The sequence below is a fragment of the Lentzea sp. NPDC051213 genome (assembly GCF_044455585.1).
Classification (GTDB): Bacteria; Actinomycetota; Actinomycetes; order Mycobacteriales; family Pseudonocardiaceae; genus Lentzea.
Window position 1 is genome coordinate 817863 of the sequence record NZ_JBITEX010000002.1, and the last position, 20661, is coordinate 838523.

Genomic DNA, 20661 nt, shown 5'->3' on the forward strand with positions numbered 1-20661 from the left:
TGCCGCGTGTCCCACTTCGCTCGTGGTGCTCGGCGACTCCTACGCGTCCGGCACGGGAGCGGGCGCCTATCAAGACGGAACCGCCGGCAACTGCTGGCGCAGCAACAACTCCTACGGCGAGGTGGTCGCCGCCCGGCTGCGCGCCGCGGGCGGTCTCGGCTCGTTCGCGAACGTGAGCTGCAGCGGTGCCGCCACCGCCGACCTGTCCCGCCCGTTCAAGGACCGGCCGGCCCAGTTGGACGCCCTGAAGCGGGACACCAGCCTCGTGCTGCTCACCGTGGGCACCAACGACATCGACTACGCGACCTACGGCGGCATGTGCCTCCAGGCCGACTGCACGGGTGCGCCGACCGAGGCGATCCTGGCCAGACTGCCCCAGATGGGCAGCAACGTCACCGCCCTGCTCACCGAGATCGACAAGCGCAGCCCGGACGCGCGCATCGTCCTGGTGGGCTACGGCCGCCAGGTGTCCACTTCGGACAACCCTCCCGGCGCGCCGCTCGACCCGGTGTGCGGTGCCGGCATCCTCACCGCCGCGGAACGCCGCGAGGGCAACAAGGTGGCCGACGGTCTCGACGCCACCCTGAAGTCCGCGGTGACCGCTGCGCACCGCAAGGGTATCTCCGTCACCTACGCCAGCCCGTTCTCGAAGCCCGAGACCTTCGCCGGTCACGCGCTCTGCGAGGCGGGCACGCCGTTCCTGCGCGGGTTCGACGCGCTGGCGCCGGGCCAGGAGGGTCCGGAGGCCGTGTTCCACCCGAACCAGCAGGGGCAGGCGGCCCTGGCGACGCTGGTCCGGGTCTGAGCCGGTAGCGGGCGGAGGGCTCTACAAGGGTTCCAGGTAGAGCGTTCCGCCCGCTTGCTCGATCAGCGCGTTGTTGGCTTCCTGCATGGCTTTGACCGTGGCGGGGCTGTCCCTGGCGGCGTAGCGCAGGGCGGCCACGAGGAAGATCCGCTCGCCCTCGGGGAGCTGCAACCTCGGCGTGGTGAGGCGGTCGGCGCGCAGCGGATAGGCGAGCACCAGCCCGAAGTCGCCGTAGAGCTCCGGGCCTTCGCCTTCCAGGTGACGCAGCACGTCTTCGACGGCGTGATCGGGCAGGAGCAGGTTGCACCAGGGGTGTGGTGCGTCCCAGAGCCCGGCCGCCCTGATGAGGGGTTCGCCCGTGGTGAGCCGGTTCACGAAGTCCCAGTAGCTCGTCGTCCGGGTCTCGGCCTCGTCGTGGTTCAGGCCGACGAGGCTCGCGGTGGTGAAGCTGACGGCCTCGAGCTCGGCGACCCGGCGTCCGTCGCGGAACTTGAGCTGCCCCTCCAGGTAGTCGAACGAGCCTGCCGTGACGAGAAGTCGTTGGTCGGCAACGAGTTGCTCGACGGAGCCGTAGCAGAGCCTGTGCCACGTCACGGTTTCGGGCGCCGGCACCAGCTTGAGCGTGGCACGGGTGATGATGCCGTGGCGGCCTCGCCCCGCCCTCACCGCGTCGAAGACCTGACTGTTGTGGTGCGGCGTGCAGGTGACGAGTGCCCCGGAGGGCGTCACGACCTCGAGCGCGAGGACGTTGTCGGTCTGCGCGCCGTGGTGCTGGCTGGCGCCGCCCAGCCCGCCGACCGAGAGGGTGCCGCCGACGGTCAGCTCCAGGTAGTCGGTGAGCACGGGCGGGGTCAGCCCACGGGGGAGGGTCGCGCGGAGCACGTCGCTCCACCGCGCGCCCGCGTCGACGATCACGCGGTCGGCGCGGACCTCGTGGACGGTGCGGAACACGGTCATGTCGACCACCACGCCGCCAGGAGCCTGGGCCTGCCCGCCGGTGGAGTGACCGGCGCCGCGTGGCACGACGTTCTCGCCCATCGCGGCGCAGATCTCGGTCTCGTCCACCGGACGCAGGACCGCGGCGGGCCGGTGGTGGACCAGGTCGCCGTAGTCCTGAGAGGCCCATCGCAGCGCGGCCTCGTCGGTGTGAAATGGCATGCGTTCCACGGTGCCAGAGGACGGTACGGCGACGCCCGTTCTGTCGATGGACACCGCCTGGCCGGGCGAGGAAAGTGCAGAAGGTGGAGCGGGTCGTCGAAGTGATGGACCTGGATGCGGCACACGAGGTCTTCAGCGCCGCGTACAGCCGGATCCGCATCGACGGCGGCATGAACGGGTCGATGATGCGGATGACCTCGCGCATGCTCGGCCCGGTCCGGTTCGACAGGTTCGAGGGCCGCATCGGACTGCAGGCGACCGCCGAACCGTTGGGCAACTACGTGTTCGGCTACCTGGAGTCCGGGCGGATCCGGTACAGCTCGGACGGCGAGGATCGGTTCGTGCTGCCCGGCGACGCGTTCCTCAGCGCCCCGCCGGATCGTCCGTTCGAGGCCGCGATCTACGACCCCCAGACTTCGCTGATCGTGCTCAGCCAGGCGGTGATCGGCGAGGTCGCCGCCGGTGTGCGCTTCGGTGGGTGCCGCCCCGTGTCACCGCGTGCCGCTGCCGCATGGCGGTCGACGTGCATACACCTTCGTGACGAGGTGCTGGCGGTCTTCGAGGACTGTCCACTGGTGGTGGCCAACGCGACGCGCCTGCTGGTGGCGACCACACTCGCGACGTTCCCGAACGACTCGTCGGACGAGACGCCGCGGGATCGGCGTGACGCCCATCCTCAGGCCCTGCGGCGGGCGATCAGGTTCATCGAGGACAACGCCGCGAGGGACATCACCGCCGCCGACATCGCGCACGCCGCACGCGTGTCCATCCGTGCGACACAACTCGCGTTCCGCCGCCACCTGGACACGACGCCCATGGCCTACCTCCGACGCGTGCGCATCTCTTGCGCCGACGCCGATCTGAGGGCAGCGAACGGCTCCGTCACCACCATCGCCGCCCGTTGGGGTTACGCCCGTCCGAGTGTGTTCGCCGCCCACTACCGGGACGCCTACGGCGTGTCGCCGTCGCAAACCCTGCGGTCAGGCTGAGGCGCTTCGTTTTCCCGGTCGCGCGTTCGTTTCCGCTGCTATCGCCCGCCCTCGCGGGTGCGGTGAAGTGAAGCCCCTCTCTCCGATGTGAGGTCCCCGATGACCGCCTGTGAGACCAGCCCGTTCGCCGTGCGGACGCAGCGCACGGGCACCCAGTTCGTGGCCACCTGCCGCGGTGAGATGGACGTGACGACGTGCGACCTGTTCTTCGCCGCCGTGCTGCCCGGCGTCACCGACACGGCCACCAACCGCGTGTCGATCGACCTGGCCGAGGTGACCTTCCTGTCCGCGAGCGGCCTGCGCAGCCTGCTGCTCCTGCTGTGCGCCGCGCACTACAACGGCAAGTCCTTCGACCTGCGCCGCACCCAGCCGCAGGTCCGCCGCGTGCTGGACCTGTTCGGTTTCACCACGTTCAAAGCAGGCCTTGTGTGGGACGCGACCATGTCGCCGAGGCGCCGCGATCACTAGCTTGACCAGCTATGTTGCTCCCGCTGGTACTCGTACTCGCGTTGACTCCGCCCACCGCCGCGGTGACCGTGCCGGGCGCCGAACACCAGCAACTCACCCGCCTGGCCGACCTCACCACCCCCGGCCTCCTCGCGACCGGCCACACCGACCAGGCCGACTGGGCAGGCCTGACCAGCGCCGCGCTGCCGTTGCCGGCCGCCGTCCCCGGCATCCAGATCGACGGCTACTTCCCGGACACGTCGTCGACCAACACCAACCACGGCTGGCAGCACGACTCGCAGTTCGTGCTGCGCCTGCCCGACCGCTGGAACGGCGGCCTGGTCGTGACGGGCTCACCGGGCGTCCGCGAGCAGTACGCGAACGACCGCGCGATCTCCGACTGGGTGCTCTCCCGCGGCTACGCCTTCGCCGCCACCGACAAGGGCAACACCGGCGTGCAGTTCTACCGCGACGGCCGCGCCATCGAGGAGTGGAACCGCCGCTTCACCCAGCTGACCATCGCGGCCCGATCCGTTGCTGCCCAACGCTACGGCCGCCCGCCCCACCGCACGATCGCGACCGGCATCTCCAACGGCGGCTACCTGGTCCGCTGGCAACTGGAGAACCGCGCGCACCTGTACGACGGCGGCGTGGACTGGGAGGGGACACTGTGGACGGTCAACGGCCCGCACGCCCTGACGTTCCTGCCTCCCGCACTGCGCGCGTACCCGGCCTACCTGGCCGGTTCGGCTGCCGCGCACGCCGAGATGGTCGCGGCCGGCTTCCCCGCGGGCACGGAGTTCCTGTGGGACTACCACTACCGCTACTACTGGGACCTCACCCAGCGGATCTATCGCGAGGAACTCGACCCCGGCTTCGACGGCCCACTGGAGGCCGGTATCCCGTTCTGCGCTTCGGGCACGCCTGTGTGCGACGCCGACTACTCGTATGCCGCGCGACGTCGCATCGCTGGGCCTGCTCTTGCGTCTATCGCCTTGACAGGCAAGTTGAAGCGGCCGTTGATGACTGTGCACGGCACGTATGACGTGTTGTTGCCGATCAGCCGTGACTCTGATGTGTATGCCGCTATGACGCCTGGTCGGCTGCATCGGTACTACCGGGTTGAGCAGGGGACGCACGTGGATGGGCTGGTCGATGCCTATCCGGATCGGTTGCGGCCGTTGGCTCCTTGTCATCGTTCGGCTTTTGTGGCTCTGGAGGGGTGGTTGGACGGGGTGGCGCCGCCTCGGTCCGCGACTCTGGCTCGGCCGTTGGATGTGGCGACCTGTCCGCTGTCGTGACCGCGTCCTGAGGCTTGCCGGGGTGGTCGCAGGCTGGCGTGCGTGGTCACCGGCCGGCGGGCGTGATCCAATCGAGGGCGTGGCCACCATCGAGTACGTCCTGGGCGACATCACCGAGCAGCACGTCGACGTCATCGTGAACGCCGCGAACTCCTCACTGCTCGGCGGCGGTGGCGTCGACGGCGCGATCCACCGCAAGGGCGGCCCGGAGATCCTCGCCGAATGCCGCAAGCTGCGGGCGGGCCACTACGGCGGTGGCCTCAAGACAGGCCAGGCGGTGGCCACGACGGCCGGCCGCCTGCCGGCACGATGGGTCGTGCACACCGTCGGCCCGGTGTGGTCGGACACCGAGGACCGCTCGGCACTCCTCGCCGACTGCCACCACAACTCGCTGCGGGTCGCGGCCGAACTCGGGGCGACGAGCGTGGCGTTCCCGGCGATCTCGACCGGCATCTACCGGTGGCCGGTCGAGTCGGCGGCGGCGATCGCGCGGGCCGCGGTGGTGGATGCGCCGGTGGAGCTGGTGCGGTTCGTGCTGTTCGACCGGGTGGCCTACGAGGCGTACGCGCGGCCGTAGCGGGAGCGAGGGCCGAACCTCACCTGGTAACCGTGCTCTCCCGAACCTGCAACGAGAACGGCGTCTCCAAATCCTCCCGAGCAAGATCAGGAGAGACGACATGCCGGTGCAGCAGGTCGACGGCAGCATGGGCGATGGCGGCCTTGTCCGGTGCCACGGTGGTAAGGGAAGGAGAGCTGTAGGCGCTCTCCTCGTTGTTGTCGAACCCCACAATGGCCAGGTCGCGGGGCACGCGCACGAACCGTTCGCCCGCGGCACGCATCGCGCCGATGGCCAGCAGGTCGTTGAAGCAGAAGACGGCGTCGGGCGGGTTCTTCATGTCCAGCAGGGCCTTCATCGCGGCGGCGCCGTCCGCGCGGTGGTAGTTCAGGGCCGGGATCACCAGTTCCTGCTCGAACGGCAGGCCGGCTGACGACAGGGCCGCGCGGTAGCCCTCCAGGCGTAGGGCCGCCGTGCCGCGGTGGGGGTGCGCGCCGATCGCGGCTATTCGGGTGCGGCCCAGGGAGATCAGGTGCTGGACGGCGGCTACCGAGGCCTGCACGTTGTCGATGCCCACGCGTGAGATCGGTACCTCGATGGCGTGCTCGCCCAGCAGGACCGCGGGGACGGGCAGGTCGAAGTCGCTTTCCTGCAGCGCTTCCGGGCTCAGGATCGCGGCGTCCACCAGGTGCGGGCCCAGTGAGGCCAACGCCAGGCGTTCGCCTGGCAGGGTGCCGAAGGTCTGCTCGATCAGCACGTTCCACTCGTGCTCCTGGGCGGCGGCGATGACCAGGCCGGCCAGTTCGGCGAAGTACGGGATGGAGAGCTCGGGCAGGACCAGGGCGATGAAGCCGGTGCGGCCGCGGCGCAGGTTGCGGGCGCCCAGGTTCGGGCGGTAGCCGGTGGCGGCCAGGGCCTCCTCTACGCGGCGGCGGTTGTCCGGTTTGACGAACGAGTAGCCGTTGACCACGTTCGAGACGGTCTTCACCGAGACGCCCGCCAGGCGGGCGACGTCCTTGAGCGTGGCCACACAGCCTCCAGAAAAGTACCGGGAAAAGTGCCGGGACGACTTCTCGGTCTTTACATCGTTGGAACAACGATGCAAATCTAGACCTGAGAGCGCGTCCACGCACAGCCCCGTGTAGGAGCCAACGATGTCTCGCATCCTGCTCATCGCCGTTGCCGCCCTGCTTGTCACCGGCTGCACCGCGAGAGAGAGCCAGCCGACCACGACCAGTGGCGGGCCCGCGGCCAGTGCCGCTCAGCAGCAGAGCTCCGGTCCCGGCTGCCCGCGCGCCAAGACCGGGTATCCGCAGGTCGACGTCAAGGGCGCGACGGTCGGCTTCTCCCAGTCGGAGAAGGAGGCCAACCCCTTCCGCATCGCCGAGACGCAGTCGATCAAGGACGAGGCGGCCAAGCGGGGTGCGGAACTGCTGGTCACGAACGCGCAGAGCGACCTCAACAAGCAGATCAGCGACATCAAGTCGTTGCTGGACCGCGGGGCGAAACTGCTGATCGTGGCGCCGTTGAACTCCGACGGGCTGCAGCCCGCGTTCGACGCGGCGAAGGCCAAGCAGGTCCCCGTCGTCACCATCGACCGCAAGGTGTCGTCGCAGGCCTGCACCGACTACCTGACGTTCATCGGCTCCGACTTCGTCGAGCAGGGGCGCCGGGCCGCGAAGCAGATGCTCACCGCGACCGGCGGCAGCGGGAAGGTCGCGATCCTGCTCGGCTCGTCGGGCAACAACGTCACGGTCGACCGGACCAAGGGCTTCAAGGACGGCATCGCCGGCACCGGGCTCACCGTCGTCGCGGAGCAGACCGGCGAGTTCGACAGGTCCAAGGGGCAGTCGGTGATGGAGCAGCTCATCCAGAGCAACCCGGACATCACCGCCGTCTACGCCGAGAACGACGAGATGGGGCTCGGCGCCGTCACCGCGCTCAAGGCCGCCGGCAAGGCGCCGGGCAAGGACGTCAAGATCGTGTCCGTCGACGGCACGCGCAACGCCGTGCAGCTGGTCGCGGACGGCAGTTACACCGCGGTGATCGAGTCGAACCCGCGGTTCGGGCCGCTCGCGTTCGACACCCTGGAGAAGTTCGCCAAGGGTGACGAGATCGCGCCGACCATCGTGATCTCCGACGACGAGTACAACAGCACGAACGCCGCGCAGAAGCTCAGCAATGCCTACTGAGCCTGTCATCGAGGTCGCCGGCGTCACGAAGACCTTCGCCGGCGTGCGGGCACTGGACGACGTGGACTTCACCCTGAACCCCGGTGAGATCCACGCGCTGGTGGGCGAGAACGGCGCCGGCAAGTCGACGCTGATCAAGGTGCTGACCGGCATCCACACGCCCGACCACGGCCAGATCACGCGCAACGGCCACATCTCGACGATCTACCAGGAGGTCAACCTCGTCCCACTGCTCAGCGTGGCCGCCAACCTGTTCCTCGGCCGCGAGCCGCGCACCCGGCTCGGCCTGATCGACCGCGCCCGCCGCGACGCCGACGCCGCGGAACTCCTGCGGAACTACGGCATCAAGACAGATGTCCGCAGTCCACTCGGGACACTCGCGGTCGGCGAGCAGCAGATGGTCGCGCTGGCCAGGGCGGTCGAGGCGGACGCGGACGTCGTGATCATGGACGAACCGACCTCGTCGCTCGAACCGCGTGAGGTCGAGACGCTGCTCGGTGTCGTCAGGAACCTCCACGAGGCGGGCATCGCGATCATCTACGTCAGCCACCGCATGGACGAGCTGTACCGGATCTGCGACCGGGTCACGGTCCTCAGGGACGGCAGGAACGTCCACACAGGACCTCTGAAGGACCTCCCGCGCATCGAGCTGGTGTCGCTGATGCTCGGCCGCAGCGTCAACGACATCCGGTCCCACGGCGTGACCGCGTTCGGCGAGAACCACCACACCGGCAAGGAACCGGTGCTCGAAGCAAAAGGCCTCACCAGCAAGCCGCGCATCAAAGGCATCGACGTGACTATCAGGCCGGGCGAGGTCGTGGGCCTCGCCGGCCTGCTCGGCTCCGGCCGCACCGAGACCGCGAAAGCGATCATCGGCGCGCTCCCGCTCGACCACGGCACGGTGCTCGTCGCGGGCAAACCCGTGCCGCACAACGTGAAGGCGGCCACCAAAGCGGGCATCAGCATGCTGGCGGAGGACCGCAAGACCGAGGGCATCATCCCGAACCTGTCGGTGCGGGAGAACATCGTGCTGGCCGCGCTGCCGAGGCTGAGCCGGTTCGGCATCACCAGCAAGGCGCGTCAGGACCGGATCGTCGACACGTTCGTCAAACGGCTGCGCATCAAGGTCTCCAGCCCGGAGCAGAAGGTCGCAGAACTGTCCGGCGGCAACCAGCAAAAGGTGCTGCTGGCCCGCTGGCTTTGCACCGAACCGAAGATCCTCCTGCTCGACGAACCGACGCGCGGCATCGACGTCGGCGCCAAGGCGGAGGTGCAGGCGCTGATCGACGAACTCGCCAAGGAGGGCCTCGCGGTGCTGCTGATCAGCTCCGAGCTCGACGAGCTGCTCGACGGCGCGGACCGGCTCATCGTGCTGCGGGACGGGGAGGTCGCGGGGGAGCTGGAGGGCGCCGAGCTCACCCGCGAGCACGTGCTCGCCGCGATCGCCGCGGAGGTGACGGATGACGCTGACCGCCACTAGAACCCGCTGGCTGCAGGACAACGGTGTCTACGTCGCCGTGGGCACCCTGCTGCTCTTCAACGTCCTGTTCACGGCCAACTTCCTGACGCTGGGCAACTTCACCACCCAGCTCGTCCAGGCCGCGCCCGTCCTGATCGTCGCCCTCGGCATGGCGCTGGTCATCGGCACCGAAGGCGTCGACCTCTCCGTCGGCGCCGTGATGGCGATGGCCGCCGCGATCATCCCGCTCTACCTCGGCGCCGGTGCGCTGCCCGCGATCCTGATCGCGCTCGCGGCCGGTCTCGTGGCAGGTGCGTTCAACGGGTTCCTCGTCGCCAAGGTGGGCATCCAGCCGATCGTCGCGACGCTCGCGCTGCTCGTGGCGGGCCGCGGCCTGGCGCTGGTCATCGCGAACGGCCAGCTCGTCCAGCTCCACGACCCGGCCTTCCTCGATCTCGGCACCGGCGACGTGCTCGGCATCCCGGTCAGCGTGCTGATCGCCGGCCTGCTGGCGATCGCGGTCGCGGCCCTCACCAACCGCACCACGTTCGGCCGTCAGCTGGTCGCGATCGGCGGCAACCGCAGGGCGGCCACCCTCGCCGGGCTGCCGGTCAACCGGGTGCTGATCGGCGTCTACGCGATCTGCGGCGTGCTCGCGGCGGTCGCCGGCGTCCTGGCCACGTCCAGGCTCGCCGCCAGCGATCCCGCCGACATCGGCCTGCTCATGGAGCTGTCCGCGATCACCGCCGTGGTCGTCGGCGGCACCCCGCTGACCGGCGGCAAGGTGCGGGTGCTCGGCACGGTCATGGGCGTGGTGCTCATGCAGCTCGTCCGCGCCACGCTGATCAAGCACAACCTGCCCGACTCGATCGCACAGATGATCCAGGCCGCGATCATCATCGCCGCCGTCTACGTCGCACGGGAACGCCGATGACCCTTCAGGTCCAACGAACCAAGGTCCTGCAACGACAGGGCGCCGCCGTCGCACTCGTGCTGATGGTGGCGGTGTCGTGGCTGGTCTTCCCCCGGTTCGGCAGCCTCGACAACCTGCGCGACCTGGCCCTGCAGGGCTCGTTCCTCGCGGTGATCGCGCTCGGCATGACGTTCGTGATCATCACCGGTGGCATCGACCTGTCCGTGGGCTCCCTGTACGCCCTCGGCGGCGTGCTGGCGGCCTGGGCCTCGCAGTACGGATTCGTGGCGGCGCTCGCGCTCCCGCTGGCCGTCTGCGGCGCGATCGGGCTGATCAACGGCCTGCTTATCGCCCGCACGAACATGGCGCCGTTCATCGTCACCCTCGCGTCACTGCTGTTCGCCAGAGGACTCCTGCTCGCCATCACCGACGAAGGCGCCGACACCTACCAGATCGCACCAGATAGCGCATTCGTCGAACTTGGCCGCGGAACCGTGGCAGGCTTCGGTTACCCGGTCTTCATCGCGGCCGTGTTGTGCCTGCTCGGGGGGATGATTCTGAACCGCACCAGCTTCGGGCAGAACGTGTTCGCCGCCGGCGGCGCGGAGCAGTCGGCGATCCTGATGGGCGTCCCGGTCGCCAAGACCAAGATCCTGGTCTACACGATGAGCGGCACGCTGGCCGGTCTCGCGGGCGCTCTGACCGCGGCGTACCTGCAGTCCGGCGTGACGGTCATCGGTGTCGGCACCGAGCTCGACGCCATCTCGGTCGTGGTCATCGGCGGCACCCTGCTGACCGGTGGCATGGGCACGATCCTCGGCACCGTGATCGGGGTCGGCCTGATCAAGGTCATCCAGAACGTGATCAACCAGATCGGCACGCTCGACAGCAACTACCAGTCGGTGGTGAGCGGAGTGTTCCTGCTGATCGTGGTCGTCCTGCAACGAATACTCCGAAGATAGGAGCACCATGACCAGACGCGTCCTGGGCGTACTGGCAGGAATCCTCATCGCGGCGACGGTCACGCCGGCCGCGCACGCGGCCGAGTGGGTCCCGAAGACCCCGCCGCTGTCGACACCTTGGACCAGTCAGGTGTCACCGAGCAACGCCCTGCCCGAATATCCGCGGCCGCAGCTCGTGCGCAGCGAGTGGCAGAACCTCAACGGTGCCTGGGAGTTCGCGGGCGCACCGAACCTCAACAGCCCGCCCTTCGGCAGGCCGCTGGCCGAAGGCGTCCTCGTGCCTTACCCGATCGAGTCCGCGCTGTCGGGGATCAAACGGCACGAGGACAACATGTTCTACCGCCGCACGTTCACCGTTCCGTCCACTTGGAACGGCCGCGCGGTGAAGCTCAACTTCGGTGCCGTCACCTGGGAGACGCGGGTCTGGGTCAACGGCAGGCAGGTCGGCACCCACACCGGCGGCTTCGACGCGTTCTCGTTCGACATCACCTCCGCGCTGCAGGCGGGCGCGAACGAGATCATCGTCGGCGTCCACTCGCCGATCGACGGCAGCCGCTATCCGGTCGGCAAACAACGCCGCAACCCCGGCGGCATCTTCTACACGGCCTCGTCCGGCATCTGGCAGACGGTGTGGCTGGAACCCGTGCAGAGCGCGCACATCACGCGTCTCGACACCACCCCGGACGTCCCCGCTGGCGTGCTCGACCTGGTCGTGCAGGGCACCGCCGGCCAGACGGTCACCGCCGAGGTGCTGCGCGGCGGCCAGGTCGTCGGCTCGCGGTCCGGCCCGACCGGCACCCATCTGCGGATCCCGGTGCCGAACGCGCGGCTGTGGTCGCCCGACGACCCGTTCCTCTACGACCTGCGGGTGACGATGGCCGGCGGGGACGCCGTGACCGGCTACTTCGGCATGCGCTCGCTGGGCAAGGCGATGGTCGGCGGCGTCATGAGGCCGTTGCTGAACGGGAAGTTCGTCTTCCAGCTAGGCACGCTCGACCAGGGCTACTGGCCGGACGGCATCTACACCGCGCCGACCGACGAGGCGCTGCGGTGGGACCTCGAACGCCAGAAAGCACTGGGGTTCAACATGGTCCGCAAGCACATCAAGGTCGAACCGGCGCGCTGGTTCTACCACGCCGACCGGCTCGGGCTGATGGTCTGGCAGGACATGCCGTCCCTGGACGCCGTCGACGAGGTCCCGAACGGGCACACCAACTTCGAGTCCGAGCTGCGCCGGATCCTGGACCAGCTCAAGGGCATCACCTCGATCGTGCAGTGGGTGCCGTTCAACGAGGGCTGGGGCGAGTACGAGGCCGGCCGGATCGTCGACCTGGTCCGCTCGATCGACAACACCCGGCTCGTCAACCACAACTCCGGCTCCAACTGCTGCGTCTCGGATCCGGATCCCGGCAACGGCGACGTGATCGACGACCACGCCTACCAGATCACGATGGCCAACCGCCTGCCGGACAACAACAGGGTCGCGATGCTCGGCGAGTTCGGCGGTCTCGGGCGCAGAGTCGTCGGTCACGAATACGAGCCGGGCAACGGATTCGCCTACGGCGCGCTGTACCCGGACGAGCTCTCGCTGACGAACCGGTACGTGGAGATCGTGAAGCAGACCGCCCGGCTGGTGCACACCCGCGGGCTGTCCGCGTCGATCTACACCGAGCCGTACGACGTGGAGAACGAGATCAACGGCTTCTACACCTACGACCGCCACGTGCTGAAGATGAACGAGGCACGGGTGCGGGAGATCAACCAGAAGGTGCTCGCGATCGCTCGCGGCACCGCGGTGGGTGTGGACGAGCTGGTTTCCTTGAATGTCACCACGAGCGGCTACACCGACCGCTACCTGAGGCACCAGAACGGCCTCACCCGCACCGACCTGATCGGCACGGATCTGGCGCGGCTGGACGCCACCTTCCGCGTCCGGCCCGGCCTTGCCACCGCCGCCTGCGTGTCGTTCGAGTCGCGGAACTTCCCCGGGGAGTTCCTGCGGCACAGCGACACGCGCATCCGCAAGGACCCGAACAACGGCACCGGCCAGTTCGCCAGCGAGGCCACCTTCTGCCCGCGAGAAGGCGCGGGCGGCACGGCGCTGGAGTCGTACAACATGCCCGGCAACTACATCCGGCACTTCAGCGACAACGTCTACCTGGCGCGCTCCGGCGGCCAGAACCCCTGGGACACGCCGACGTCCTTCGCCGCGGACACGACGTGGGCGATCGGCACGGCGTTGTGGCGCAGCGGCGCCGACCTGCCGCTGGACCAGGCACGCTCGTTCCGGGTGACCACGCCGGGCTTCAGCGACCGCTACCTGCGGCACCGCGCGGGGCTGGCCCGCACGGACGTCGTGAGCAGCGGGAGCGACGGCCTGCTGAAGGCGGACTCGACGTTCGTGGTCCGGCGCGGGCTCGCCGACCCGACCTGCTACTCGCTCGAGTCCCGCAACTTCCCCGGCAACTACCTGCGGCACTCGGACTTCCGCGTGCGGCTGAGCGGGAACGAGAACAGCGACCTGTTCCGCCGCGACGCGACGTTCTGCGCCCAGCCGGGCACGAACGGCGTGCGGCTGGAGTCGGTCAACGAGCTCGGCACGAACATCCGGCACTACTCGGAGGAGGTCTGGGTCGCCTCGAACGGCGGCGCGCACACCTACGACAACCCTGCCTCGTACCCCGAAGACGTGAGCTGGGCTGTCTCCGCACCCTGGGCACCTTAGGAGGAAAGATGTTGTTACGTCTTGTTTCCGTGTCCGCTCTCATGCTCAGCACGATCGTCGTCCCGGCCGCGGCGGCCTCGCCCGAGGTGGTCGACGCGATGAGCCGTGATTTCGGGATCAGCGCCGCGCAGGCGCTGACCAGGATTCGCCAGGAGAAGGTGGCGCTGAAGATCGCACCGGCGGCCGAGGCGGCGGCGGGAGGCGCGTACGGCGGCAGCTGGTACGCCGACGGCAAGCTGCGCGTGGCGGTGACCGACCCGGCGCGGGTCGACGCCGTGCGCGCCGCGGGTGCCGAACCGGTGCTCCGGACGCGGACTCTCGCGTCGCTGAACGCGGTGAAGACCGGCATCGACGTGCTGTCGAAGGCCGGTTCGGTGTCCGCGGACGTCGCCGGGTGGCGGGTCGACGTCCAGCGCGGTGCCGTGGTCGTCGACGCCCTGCCGGGTGCCGATGTTTCGGGACTGCCCAAGGACGTTGTCGTCAACACCGAGGGTGTGCAGCGCCCGCGGACGTTCGTGGCGGGCACCGTCGGCGGCGACCCGTTCTACACCGGCAACGTGCGGTGCTCGATCGGCTTCTCCGTGCACGGCGGCTACGTCACCGCCGGGCACTGCAACGTCGGCGCCTGGCACGTCTACGGCTGGGACCGCTCGTGGCAGGGCGAGTTCGTCGGATCGTCGTTCCCCACCAACGACTACGGCTGGGTGCGCACCGGTGGTGGCTGGTGGAACGTGCCCGTCGTGCTCGGCTGGGGCCAGGTGAGCGACGCGCTGGTGCGCGGTTCGTGGGAGGCGCCGCCCGGCACGTCGGTGTGCCGGTCCGGTTCGACCACGCACTGGCATTGCGGCGTGATCCAGGGCCGCAACGAGACCGTCAACTACCAGCAGGGCGCGGTCTACGAGATGGTCGGGACGAGCGTGTGCGCGGAAGGCGGCGACTCCGGTGGCTCGTTCATCACCGGTGACCAGGCGCAGGGCGTGACGTCCGGCGGCTACGGCAACTGCTCCAGCGGTGGCCGCACGTGGTTCCAGCCCGTTAACGAGATTCTGCGTGTTTACGGGCTGAGGTTGCTGACCGCCTGATCGGCCGATGTCCACCGGGACGCGAACGCGTATTTTCTTCACGTCTGCGTCCCGGTGGATCTTCTCGAGGTGATCACGTGTTGGTAGCCGGTCTGGTGCTCGCGGTCCTGGTCAGTGGTGCTCCGCTCGACCCCAGAGAGCCCGGTGAGCACTCGGTGGTCTACCGCGCCGGCACGGTCATCTCGGCGCCGCAGGAGCGGATCTACGGGCTGCTGACCGACCTGCCGGGCTACGCGCGCTGGAACCCGTGGGTCACCAAGGCCTCCGGCGGCACGGCACCGGGGGACGAGGTGAAGGTGGACGTGGTCCTCGGCTCGGTCACCATGGCCGCGACGCACACCGTCCTGAACGGCGTGCCAGGACAGAAGTTCTGCTGGAAGGACGCCGGCTGGAACTCGTGGTTCGTCTACGGCCAGCGCTGCCGCACCCTCACCGCGCAGCCCGACGGCACCGTGCTCGTCACCAACGAGCTGCTGATCGACGGCGTGCTGTCCGGGGGAGCGGACAAGATGATGGGCAAGGCGATGCGCGACGGCATGGAGGCCGAGAACGCCGCCCTCAAGCGCGTTGCCGAATCGTCCTAGGTGAACAGAATGCGGGCCGCGAGTGCTTTGCCGAGCGGTGTGCGCAGCCCGCTGAACGCCAGCTCGGCGAGCCCCGGCTCCCGGATCATCGACAGACCGCGCCGCATCAGCGACCGGATGCGGTAGCGGCGCCGCATCGCCGCGCCGTCGTAGTGCTCCAGCACGTACCTGTTGCCGCTGCGCAGGTAGTCGAAGGTGACCGAGGCGGCCAGCTCGGACATCCGCAGGCACGGGTCGAGCCCGCCCGCGGTGAGCGGGGAGACCGCGCCCGCCGCGTCGCCGACCAGTAGACCCTCCTGGCACACGATCCGGCGCAGCAGCCCGCCGACCGGGATCGGCCCGCCGCGGCGTTGCACGGGTCCGGCCGGTGCGGGGGCCGGGAAGCTGTCGCGGAACCGTTGCAGCAGCTGGGGAAGTGGCGCGGTGAACCGGTCGGCGCGGCCTGCCAGCCCGACGTGCGAGTGCTCGCCGTCGTCGATGACCCACGCGATGTAGCCGGGCGCGAGCCGCGGGTCGACGACGCAGTGGAACGTCGGCGTCGAGCCCGTGGCGACCGGGTAAACCTCCTCGATGCCGGTGATCAGGTGCCGGTTGACGTCGAGGCCGAGCCTGCGCGCGACCGTCGAGCGGGCACCGTCGGCGCCGATCGTGAAGCGGGCCTTCGTCGACTTCGCCGGGTAGCCGGCGTTGAGCTGGACGTGGGCACCGGCTCTTCTGGCGTCCTCGACGGCCTGGGCGTAGATCCCGGCCATGTCGCCGACCCGGAACTCGTCGCGGCCGCTCACCAGCTCGACCGGATTCCGGTGGGAGGGCGGGTAGAGCAGCACGCGCCGCACCGCCGGTCCGAGGTGCGGCAGGTCGTAGTCGTCGAGGGTGCGCCGGACGAAGATGCCGGTGGTGCGGATGCCGGTGCCGACGCTGGTCCGGCGTTCGCACACGGCCACGTCGAGGCCCGCGTCCGCGAGCAGCCGCGCGGTGTTGAGCCCGGCGAGCCCGGCGCCGACGACGAGCACGTCCACGGTGTCCATGCCCGACGGTAGAACCGATCGATCCGGTGGTTCTCGTTCCCCCGCAACACCTTCACCGGATCTGCACGGTTCCTCCACGAACGTGAGGCCTTGACACGCCGAAGCCCGGTCGCAGATCGTGGTGGGCACCGCTGCCTCGAACCGCCGCCCTGGTTCGAGGAGGAAGTCATGGAGTCGCTCAACCGCCGCACGGCGATGCGAGCAGGGCTCGCCATCGCGGCGACACCGTTCGTGGCCGGAGTCGCGTCCGCGGATGTGAGAAGCACCGATGTGGGGGCCAGCGCGTTCAAGCAGAAATGGGCCGCGAATCCGGGCGTGGACGGGCTCAGGGCGTTCGTCGGCATCGAGGACGACCGCGCGAACTCGCACCCGTCCGCCACGCACATCTTCGCCGAGCAGGACCAGTACCGGTTCGTGATGCACAGGGTCGACCGGGACGGATCGGACCGGCAGCGCAACGAGGTTCGCGCGATCCAGCAGAACGGCAGCCGTCAGGACATGAAGAAGAGCGAGACCTGGCGCTTCGACTACCAGATGTACGTTCCCGCGTCGTTGAAGGGCACGACCAGCTTCACGCACATCTTCCAGGTCAAACACACCGCGGCCGCCTCGCCGGTGGTGACCATGTCGCTGTTCCGCTCCGGCTCGGCCGAAACCGTCGAGATGCGGCTGTTCGGTGCGGGACAGGCGAAACTCGGCAGCACGCCGCTCGCGCCGTTGCGCAACAGGTGGATCGACGTGGAGATCGAGATCAAGGTCGCCGACTCCGGCAGGCTGCGCTACTCGCTCAAAGACGGTGCCACCACCGTGGTCAACGCGTCGCGGTCCGGTTTCGACACGTGGCTCGGCGGTGACCAGGCGCACCCGAAGTGGGGCATCTACCGGTCGCTCGGCGACTCCGCGCAACTGCAGGACACCTATCTGTTGCTCAGAAACATGAAGGCATTCCGAGACGAATGAAGTGTTCCCCGAAGGCCGTGGAGAGGTGAGAATTACTCGCGTGGGGGATCTACACGGACGGACTGCGGAGAGCAGGGCCGGTGTCGCCGCGTTTCTGGCCGGCGTGTGGCTGATCGCGGCGCCACCAGTCCTGCACTTCAGCGCGTCTTTACACGCTTTCCGGCCCTATTGGCTGTCCATGGGACTGGCCGTCGTCATCATGCTGATCGGCATGGTGCGGGCGATGGCGCCGCTGGACGTGCCGCTGGTGCGGCCGATCACGATCGTCCTGGCCGCGTGGCTGATCATCGTGGCATTGCGGGCCGGAGACGGTGGCAGCGCGGCCGTGTGGCTCAACCAGCTCGTGGTGGGCGTGGTGATCGCGCTGTCTGCGGGGCTCGCGCTGTTGATTAGCATGCGCCAATGAGCAAGCGGCACGTGCCGTCGGACAACTGCCTGATCTGCAAGGGCGAACAGGAGATCGTCGTCGGGATCAAGGAGCGCGGGCCGTACGAGCGCATGCACGACTACACGCGAGTGCTGTTCTGCGCGGCCTGCGACGTCGGCGAGCTGCGGTCGTTCAGCTACGACGACTTCGTGGTGTTCGGCGAGGAGGACGACACCATGGTCTGGTCGTCGATCCTGGTGACCGAGGACGTCGACCGGCTGCGGTCGGCCTTCGCGTGCCCCGTTCCGCTGGACCACCAGTGCAAGTGCGCCCAGCACGTTCGCGGCTACGACTCGAGCGTGAAGGCGAACAAGACCCTGCTGCCGGAGTACGGGCCCGCCCGGCACAGTCCGGCCGGGCGTTCCACCGTGACCATCGCGCTGGTCGAAGGGCTCGTGGAGTTCCGCTGAGACTCTGGTGAGCCCGGCGGTAAGTCAGTCGATGACGGCGATGGCCTCGATCTCGACCAGGTGCTCCGGCACGTCCAGCGTGGCGACGCCGATCATCGAGGCGGGCGACCGCGGCGTCTCGCCCACGCGTGCCGCCGCCTTCGCGATGCCGTCGAGCAGTTGCGGCATCTTGTCCGGCGTCCAGCCCACGACGTACACGGTCAACTTCACCAGGTCCGCGAACGTCGCCCCGGCCGCCTTGAGCGCGGTGTGCACGTTCACGTAGGCCCGTTCGACCTGGGTGGTGAGGTCCGGCGCGGCGTCCCAGTCGACCTGGCCGGCGACGTAGATCGTCTTCGTCCCGGTCGCCACCGCCACCTGGTGGTAGACGTCGATCTCCGGCAGGCCGTCCGGGTTGATGAGCGTGATCATGGCTTCCTCTCTTGTAGTTACTGGGTAACCGTAGGAGAGTGAGTCTTGACCTGGAAGAACGCACTTTTTCGTGAGTGGGGAACCAAAAGGTGAGCAAGCAGCTCAGCGGGGACATCGGGCGCGCGGACTCGCTGGCGCGCGAGATCTTCTCCGACATCGCCAACAAGTGGGCGCTGCTGATCATCGAGGCGATCGGCGACGAGACGAAGCGGTTCACCTCGCTGAAGACCGAGGTCGACGGCATCAGTCACAAGATGCTGACCCAGAACCTGCGGTTGCTGGAGCGCAACGGCCTCGTCTCCCGCGTCGTGCACCCCACCGTGCCGCCACGCGTCGACTACACGCTCACCGAACCGGGGCAGGCGTTGCGGGCGACCGTGGACGCGATGTGCGCCTGGACGACGCGGTACCTGGACGAGATCGAGGAGGCGCGGAGTCGTTTTGGTCACTCAAGTTGATAGTCACTGAGTGGTGACTATATAGTTCGGGGCATGACCGAGAAGAAGATCGTTGCTGTGGTGGGTGCTACCGGCGCGCAGGGCGGGGCGGTAGCACGGGCGTTGCTGGCCGACGGGGAGTTCGCGGTGCGCGCCCTGACCCGTTCAGTCTCGTCCGAGGCCGCCGAGGAGCTGGCCTCGCTGGGGGCCGAGGTCGTGGCGGCCGACCTCTACGACGTCGACAGCCTGCGGAAGGCGTTCGACGGGGCTTACGCCGCGTACCTCGTGACGCCGTTCTTCACGCACATGTCGGCGGCCAAGGAGCTGGAGGAGGTCACGAACCTCGTGGCCGCGGCGGCCGGGTTGCGGCACGTCGTGTGGTCGACGCTGGAGGACACCCGCGAGGTGATCTCGCTGGACGACGACCGCATGCCCACGCTCGACGAGAAGTACAAGGTGCCGCACTTCGACGTGAAGGGCGGCGAGGCCGACGCGTTGTTCGAGCAGGCCGGCCTGCCGACGACCTACGTGCGGATGTCGTTCTACTGGAACAACTTGCTGCGTGATCTCGCGCCACACCGCCGGCCCGACGGCACGCTGGCGCTGTCGTTGCCGATGGGGGCCAGCAAGATCTCCGGAATCGCCGGTGAGGACATCGGCAAGGCGATCGTGAGCGTGCTGAAGCGGCCGTCGCAGACCATCGGGCAGACGATCGGGCTCGGCACCGAGCACCTGACCGGGCACGAGGTGGCCGCGGCGTTCACCGCGGTGCTGGGCGAGGAGGTCTCGTACGAGCCGTTGTCGCACAACGACTTCCGCGCGCTCGGCTTTCCGGCGGCGGTCGAACTGGCCAACATGTTCCAGTACTACGCGGAGTTCGACGAGCACATCCTGAGCCGGCGCGACACCGCGCAGACGCGGGAGATCGTGCCGACTTGGTTGACGCTCAAGGACTTCCTGACCGCGCACCGCGCGGAGATCGCCCTCTAGCCATACGTGCGGGCGATCTCCGCGAACACTTCCTTGAACGCGCTGAACTTCTCGGTCCCGACCCGGCGGGCGAACCCGTCCTCGATCTCGGCGATGATCTTCGCGGCCTGCAGCATCTGGTCGCGGCCGAGTTCGGTGGGCACGACCAGCTTCGCCCGCCGGTCCGCCGGGTCCGGCTGCCTGCTCACGTAGCCGAGGCGTTCGAGCTCGTCGATCAGCGTGCCCACGACCTGCTTGTGCTGGCCGGACCGCTCGGAAAGCTCGCTCGCGCGGGTACCGGCGGGCGCGATGTAGGCCATGACGGCGCCGTGGCGTGGCCGCATCTCACCGTGACCCACCTCGGCGAGCCGCGTGAACAGCTCCTTCTGGAACCCCGAGAGCAGGTGCGCGGAGAGCACGCCGATGTCCGCCATGCCCAGATGCTAACGCTCTGTCAGCCCCGCGGTTCGTAAAGGCTGAACGGCGTGCCCTGGTCGTCGGAGCAGTGCGCGATGCGGCCGACGTCCGGCACGGTCTGCACGTCGTCGCTCTTGCCGCCCAGCTCGGTGACCCGGCGCACGGACGCGTCGATGTCGGCCGTGTGGAAGTAGATGCGCGGCTGGGTGAGCTGGGCGTCCCTGGCCGCGATGGCACCGGACGCGCCGTTGGTGACCACGTGGTAGTCCTCGCCCATCGGGCTGGTGTCCCAGCCGAACACTCCGGCGTAGAAAGCCCTCGCCCGCGCGGTGTCGTCGGCGGGCAGTTCGAACCAGTTGACCTGTCCGGACATCTCGATCGCTCCTTCGGTTGTCCTGCTGTCACACAAGGAGCGATCGAGGGGGCCGG

Annotated in this window: 23 protein-coding genes; 17 read left to right on the forward strand and 6 right to left on the reverse strand. The window is 68.8% G+C overall.

Features of this window, described 5'->3' with window-relative positions:
• The first annotated feature begins 22 nt into the window (after nt 1–22).
• Complete coding sequence (locus ACIA8G_RS10515; protein ID WP_396418089.1) at nt 23–805, forward strand: SGNH/GDSL hydrolase family protein; 783 nt, start codon at nt 23–25, stop codon at nt 803–805.
• Between the two features lie 21 nt (nt 806–826).
• Here the strand turns inward: ACIA8G_RS10515 and ACIA8G_RS10520 are convergent, their stop codons facing one another.
• Nucleotides 827–1963 carry an FAD-binding protein gene (locus ACIA8G_RS10520; RefSeq protein WP_396418090.1) on the reverse strand — a complete coding sequence of 379 codons (1137 nt, stop codon included), beginning with the start codon at nt 1961–1963 and terminating at the stop codon, nt 827–829.
• An 83-nt stretch (nt 1964–2046) separates the two neighbouring features.
• Here ACIA8G_RS10520 and ACIA8G_RS10525 point away from each other — a divergent pair, with 83 nt between their 5' ends.
• From ACIA8G_RS10525 to ACIA8G_RS10540, 4 genes are all read left to right on the forward strand, one after another.
• Nucleotides 2047–2952: an AraC family transcriptional regulator gene (locus ACIA8G_RS10525; protein ID WP_396418091.1), complete on the forward strand. Its 906-nt coding sequence runs from the start codon at nt 2047–2049 to the stop codon at nt 2950–2952.
• Nucleotides 2953–3051: 99 nt separating this feature from the next.
• Nucleotides 3052–3420: an STAS domain-containing protein gene (locus tag ACIA8G_RS10530; RefSeq protein ID WP_396418092.1), complete on the forward strand. Its 369-nt coding sequence runs from the start codon at nt 3052–3054 to the stop codon at nt 3418–3420.
• 11 nt (nt 3421–3431) lie between these two features.
• Nucleotides 3432–4700: a tannase/feruloyl esterase family alpha/beta hydrolase gene (locus ACIA8G_RS10535; RefSeq protein WP_396418093.1), complete on the forward strand. Its 1269-nt coding sequence runs from the start codon at nt 3432–3434 to the stop codon at nt 4698–4700.
• A gap of 79 nt (nt 4701–4779) precedes the next feature.
• Entirely contained in the window at nt 4780–5277 is a 498-nt protein-coding gene (locus tag ACIA8G_RS10540; RefSeq protein ID WP_396418094.1) for an O-acetyl-ADP-ribose deacetylase, read from the forward strand.
• A 19-nt stretch (nt 5278–5296) separates the two neighbouring features.
• On the opposite strand, the gene ACIA8G_RS10545 is transcribed toward ACIA8G_RS10540, so the two are convergent.
• Complete coding sequence (locus ACIA8G_RS10545) at nt 5297–6286, reverse strand: LacI family DNA-binding transcriptional regulator (protein ID WP_396418096.1); 990 nt, start codon at nt 6284–6286, stop codon at nt 5297–5299.
• 124 nt (nt 6287–6410) lie between these two features.
• Between ACIA8G_RS10545 and ACIA8G_RS10550 the strand changes: the two genes are divergently transcribed.
• From ACIA8G_RS10550 to ACIA8G_RS10580, 7 genes are all read left to right on the forward strand, one after another.
• A complete protein-coding gene (locus ACIA8G_RS10550; protein WP_396418097.1) occupies nt 6411–7448 on the forward strand; it encodes an ABC transporter substrate-binding protein in 1038 nt (345 codons plus the stop codon).
• Nucleotides 7438–8928 (forward strand): sugar ABC transporter ATP-binding protein, encoded by a 1491-nt coding sequence (locus tag ACIA8G_RS10555; RefSeq protein WP_396418098.1) that lies wholly within the window; start codon nt 7438–7440, stop codon nt 8926–8928. The genes ACIA8G_RS10550 and ACIA8G_RS10555 overlap by 11 nt, the downstream gene beginning before the upstream one ends.
• Nucleotides 8909–9841 carry an ABC transporter permease gene (locus tag ACIA8G_RS10560; RefSeq protein ID WP_396418099.1) on the forward strand — a complete coding sequence of 311 codons (933 nt, stop codon included), beginning with the start codon at nt 8909–8911 and terminating at the stop codon, nt 9839–9841. Before ACIA8G_RS10555 ends, ACIA8G_RS10560 begins: the two co-directional genes overlap by 20 nt.
• Nucleotides 9838–10782 carry an ABC transporter permease gene (locus ACIA8G_RS10565; RefSeq protein ID WP_396418100.1) on the forward strand — a complete coding sequence of 315 codons (945 nt, stop codon included), beginning with the start codon at nt 9838–9840 and terminating at the stop codon, nt 10780–10782. The genes ACIA8G_RS10560 and ACIA8G_RS10565 overlap by 4 nt, the downstream gene beginning before the upstream one ends.
• Nucleotides 10783–10789: 7 nt before the next feature.
• Nucleotides 10790–13507 (forward strand): AbfB domain-containing protein, encoded by a 2718-nt coding sequence (locus ACIA8G_RS10570; RefSeq protein ID WP_396418101.1) that lies wholly within the window; start codon nt 10790–10792, stop codon nt 13505–13507.
• Nucleotides 13508–13515: 8 nt separating this feature from the next.
• Nucleotides 13516–14589, forward strand: coding sequence for a S1 family peptidase (locus ACIA8G_RS10575; protein ID WP_396418102.1), 1074 nt, complete (start codon nt 13516–13518; stop codon nt 14587–14589).
• A gap of 77 nt (nt 14590–14666) precedes the next feature.
• On the forward strand, nt 14667–15173 hold the full coding sequence (locus tag ACIA8G_RS10580) for an SRPBCC domain-containing protein (protein ID WP_396418103.1): 507 nt from the start codon (nt 14667–14669) through the stop codon (nt 15171–15173).
• Here the strand turns inward: ACIA8G_RS10580 and ACIA8G_RS10585 are convergent.
• Nucleotides 15170–16201, reverse strand: coding sequence for an FAD-dependent oxidoreductase (locus tag ACIA8G_RS10585; protein ID WP_396418105.1), 1032 nt, complete (start codon nt 16199–16201; stop codon nt 15170–15172). The genes ACIA8G_RS10580 and ACIA8G_RS10585 overlap by 4 nt on opposite strands.
• A 168-nt stretch (nt 16202–16369) precedes the next feature.
• On the opposite strand from ACIA8G_RS10585, the gene ACIA8G_RS10590 reads away from it, so the two are divergent.
• Genes ACIA8G_RS10590 through ACIA8G_RS10600 form a run of 3 tightly spaced genes read left to right on the forward strand, consistent with a single transcriptional unit; the run spans nt 16370 to nt 17998 of the window.
• Nucleotides 16370–17161 carry a Tat pathway signal sequence domain protein gene (locus ACIA8G_RS10590; RefSeq protein ID WP_396418106.1) on the forward strand — a complete coding sequence of 264 codons (792 nt, stop codon included), beginning with the start codon at nt 16370–16372 and terminating at the stop codon, nt 17159–17161.
• A 40-nt stretch (nt 17162–17201) separates the two neighbouring features.
• A complete protein-coding gene (locus ACIA8G_RS10595; protein ID WP_396418107.1) occupies nt 17202–17567 on the forward strand; it encodes a hypothetical protein in 366 nt (121 codons plus the stop codon).
• Nucleotides 17564–17998 (forward strand): hypothetical protein, encoded by a 435-nt coding sequence (locus tag ACIA8G_RS10600; RefSeq protein WP_396418108.1) that lies wholly within the window; start codon nt 17564–17566, stop codon nt 17996–17998. Before ACIA8G_RS10595 ends, ACIA8G_RS10600 begins: the two co-directional genes overlap by 4 nt.
• A gap of 24 nt (nt 17999–18022) precedes the next feature.
• Here the strand turns inward: ACIA8G_RS10600 and ACIA8G_RS10605 are convergent, their stop codons facing one another.
• Nucleotides 18023–18409 carry a RidA family protein gene (locus ACIA8G_RS10605; protein WP_396418109.1) on the reverse strand — a complete coding sequence of 129 codons (387 nt, stop codon included), beginning with the start codon at nt 18407–18409 and terminating at the stop codon, nt 18023–18025.
• A gap of 89 nt (nt 18410–18498) precedes the next feature.
• On the opposite strand from ACIA8G_RS10605, the gene ACIA8G_RS10610 reads away from it, so the two are divergent.
• Both ACIA8G_RS10610 and ACIA8G_RS10615 read left to right on the forward strand, forming a co-directional pair.
• Complete coding sequence (locus tag ACIA8G_RS10610; protein ID WP_396418110.1) at nt 18499–18867, forward strand: winged helix-turn-helix transcriptional regulator; 369 nt, start codon at nt 18499–18501, stop codon at nt 18865–18867.
• 33 nt (nt 18868–18900) lie between these two features.
• Entirely contained in the window at nt 18901–19836 is a 936-nt protein-coding gene (locus ACIA8G_RS10615) for an NmrA/HSCARG family protein (protein ID WP_396418111.1), read from the forward strand.
• Here the strand turns inward: ACIA8G_RS10615 and ACIA8G_RS10620 are convergent.
• Together ACIA8G_RS10620 and ACIA8G_RS10625 are read right to left on the reverse strand one after the other, a co-directional pair.
• Nucleotides 19833–20249: a MarR family winged helix-turn-helix transcriptional regulator gene (locus ACIA8G_RS10620; protein WP_396418112.1), complete on the reverse strand. Its 417-nt coding sequence runs from the start codon at nt 20247–20249 to the stop codon at nt 19833–19835. The genes ACIA8G_RS10615 and ACIA8G_RS10620 overlap by 4 nt on opposite strands.
• A gap of 20 nt (nt 20250–20269) precedes the next feature.
• A complete protein-coding gene (locus ACIA8G_RS10625; protein WP_396418113.1) occupies nt 20270–20605 on the reverse strand; it encodes a VOC family protein in 336 nt (111 codons plus the stop codon).
• Nucleotides 20606–20661 lie beyond the last annotated feature (56 nt).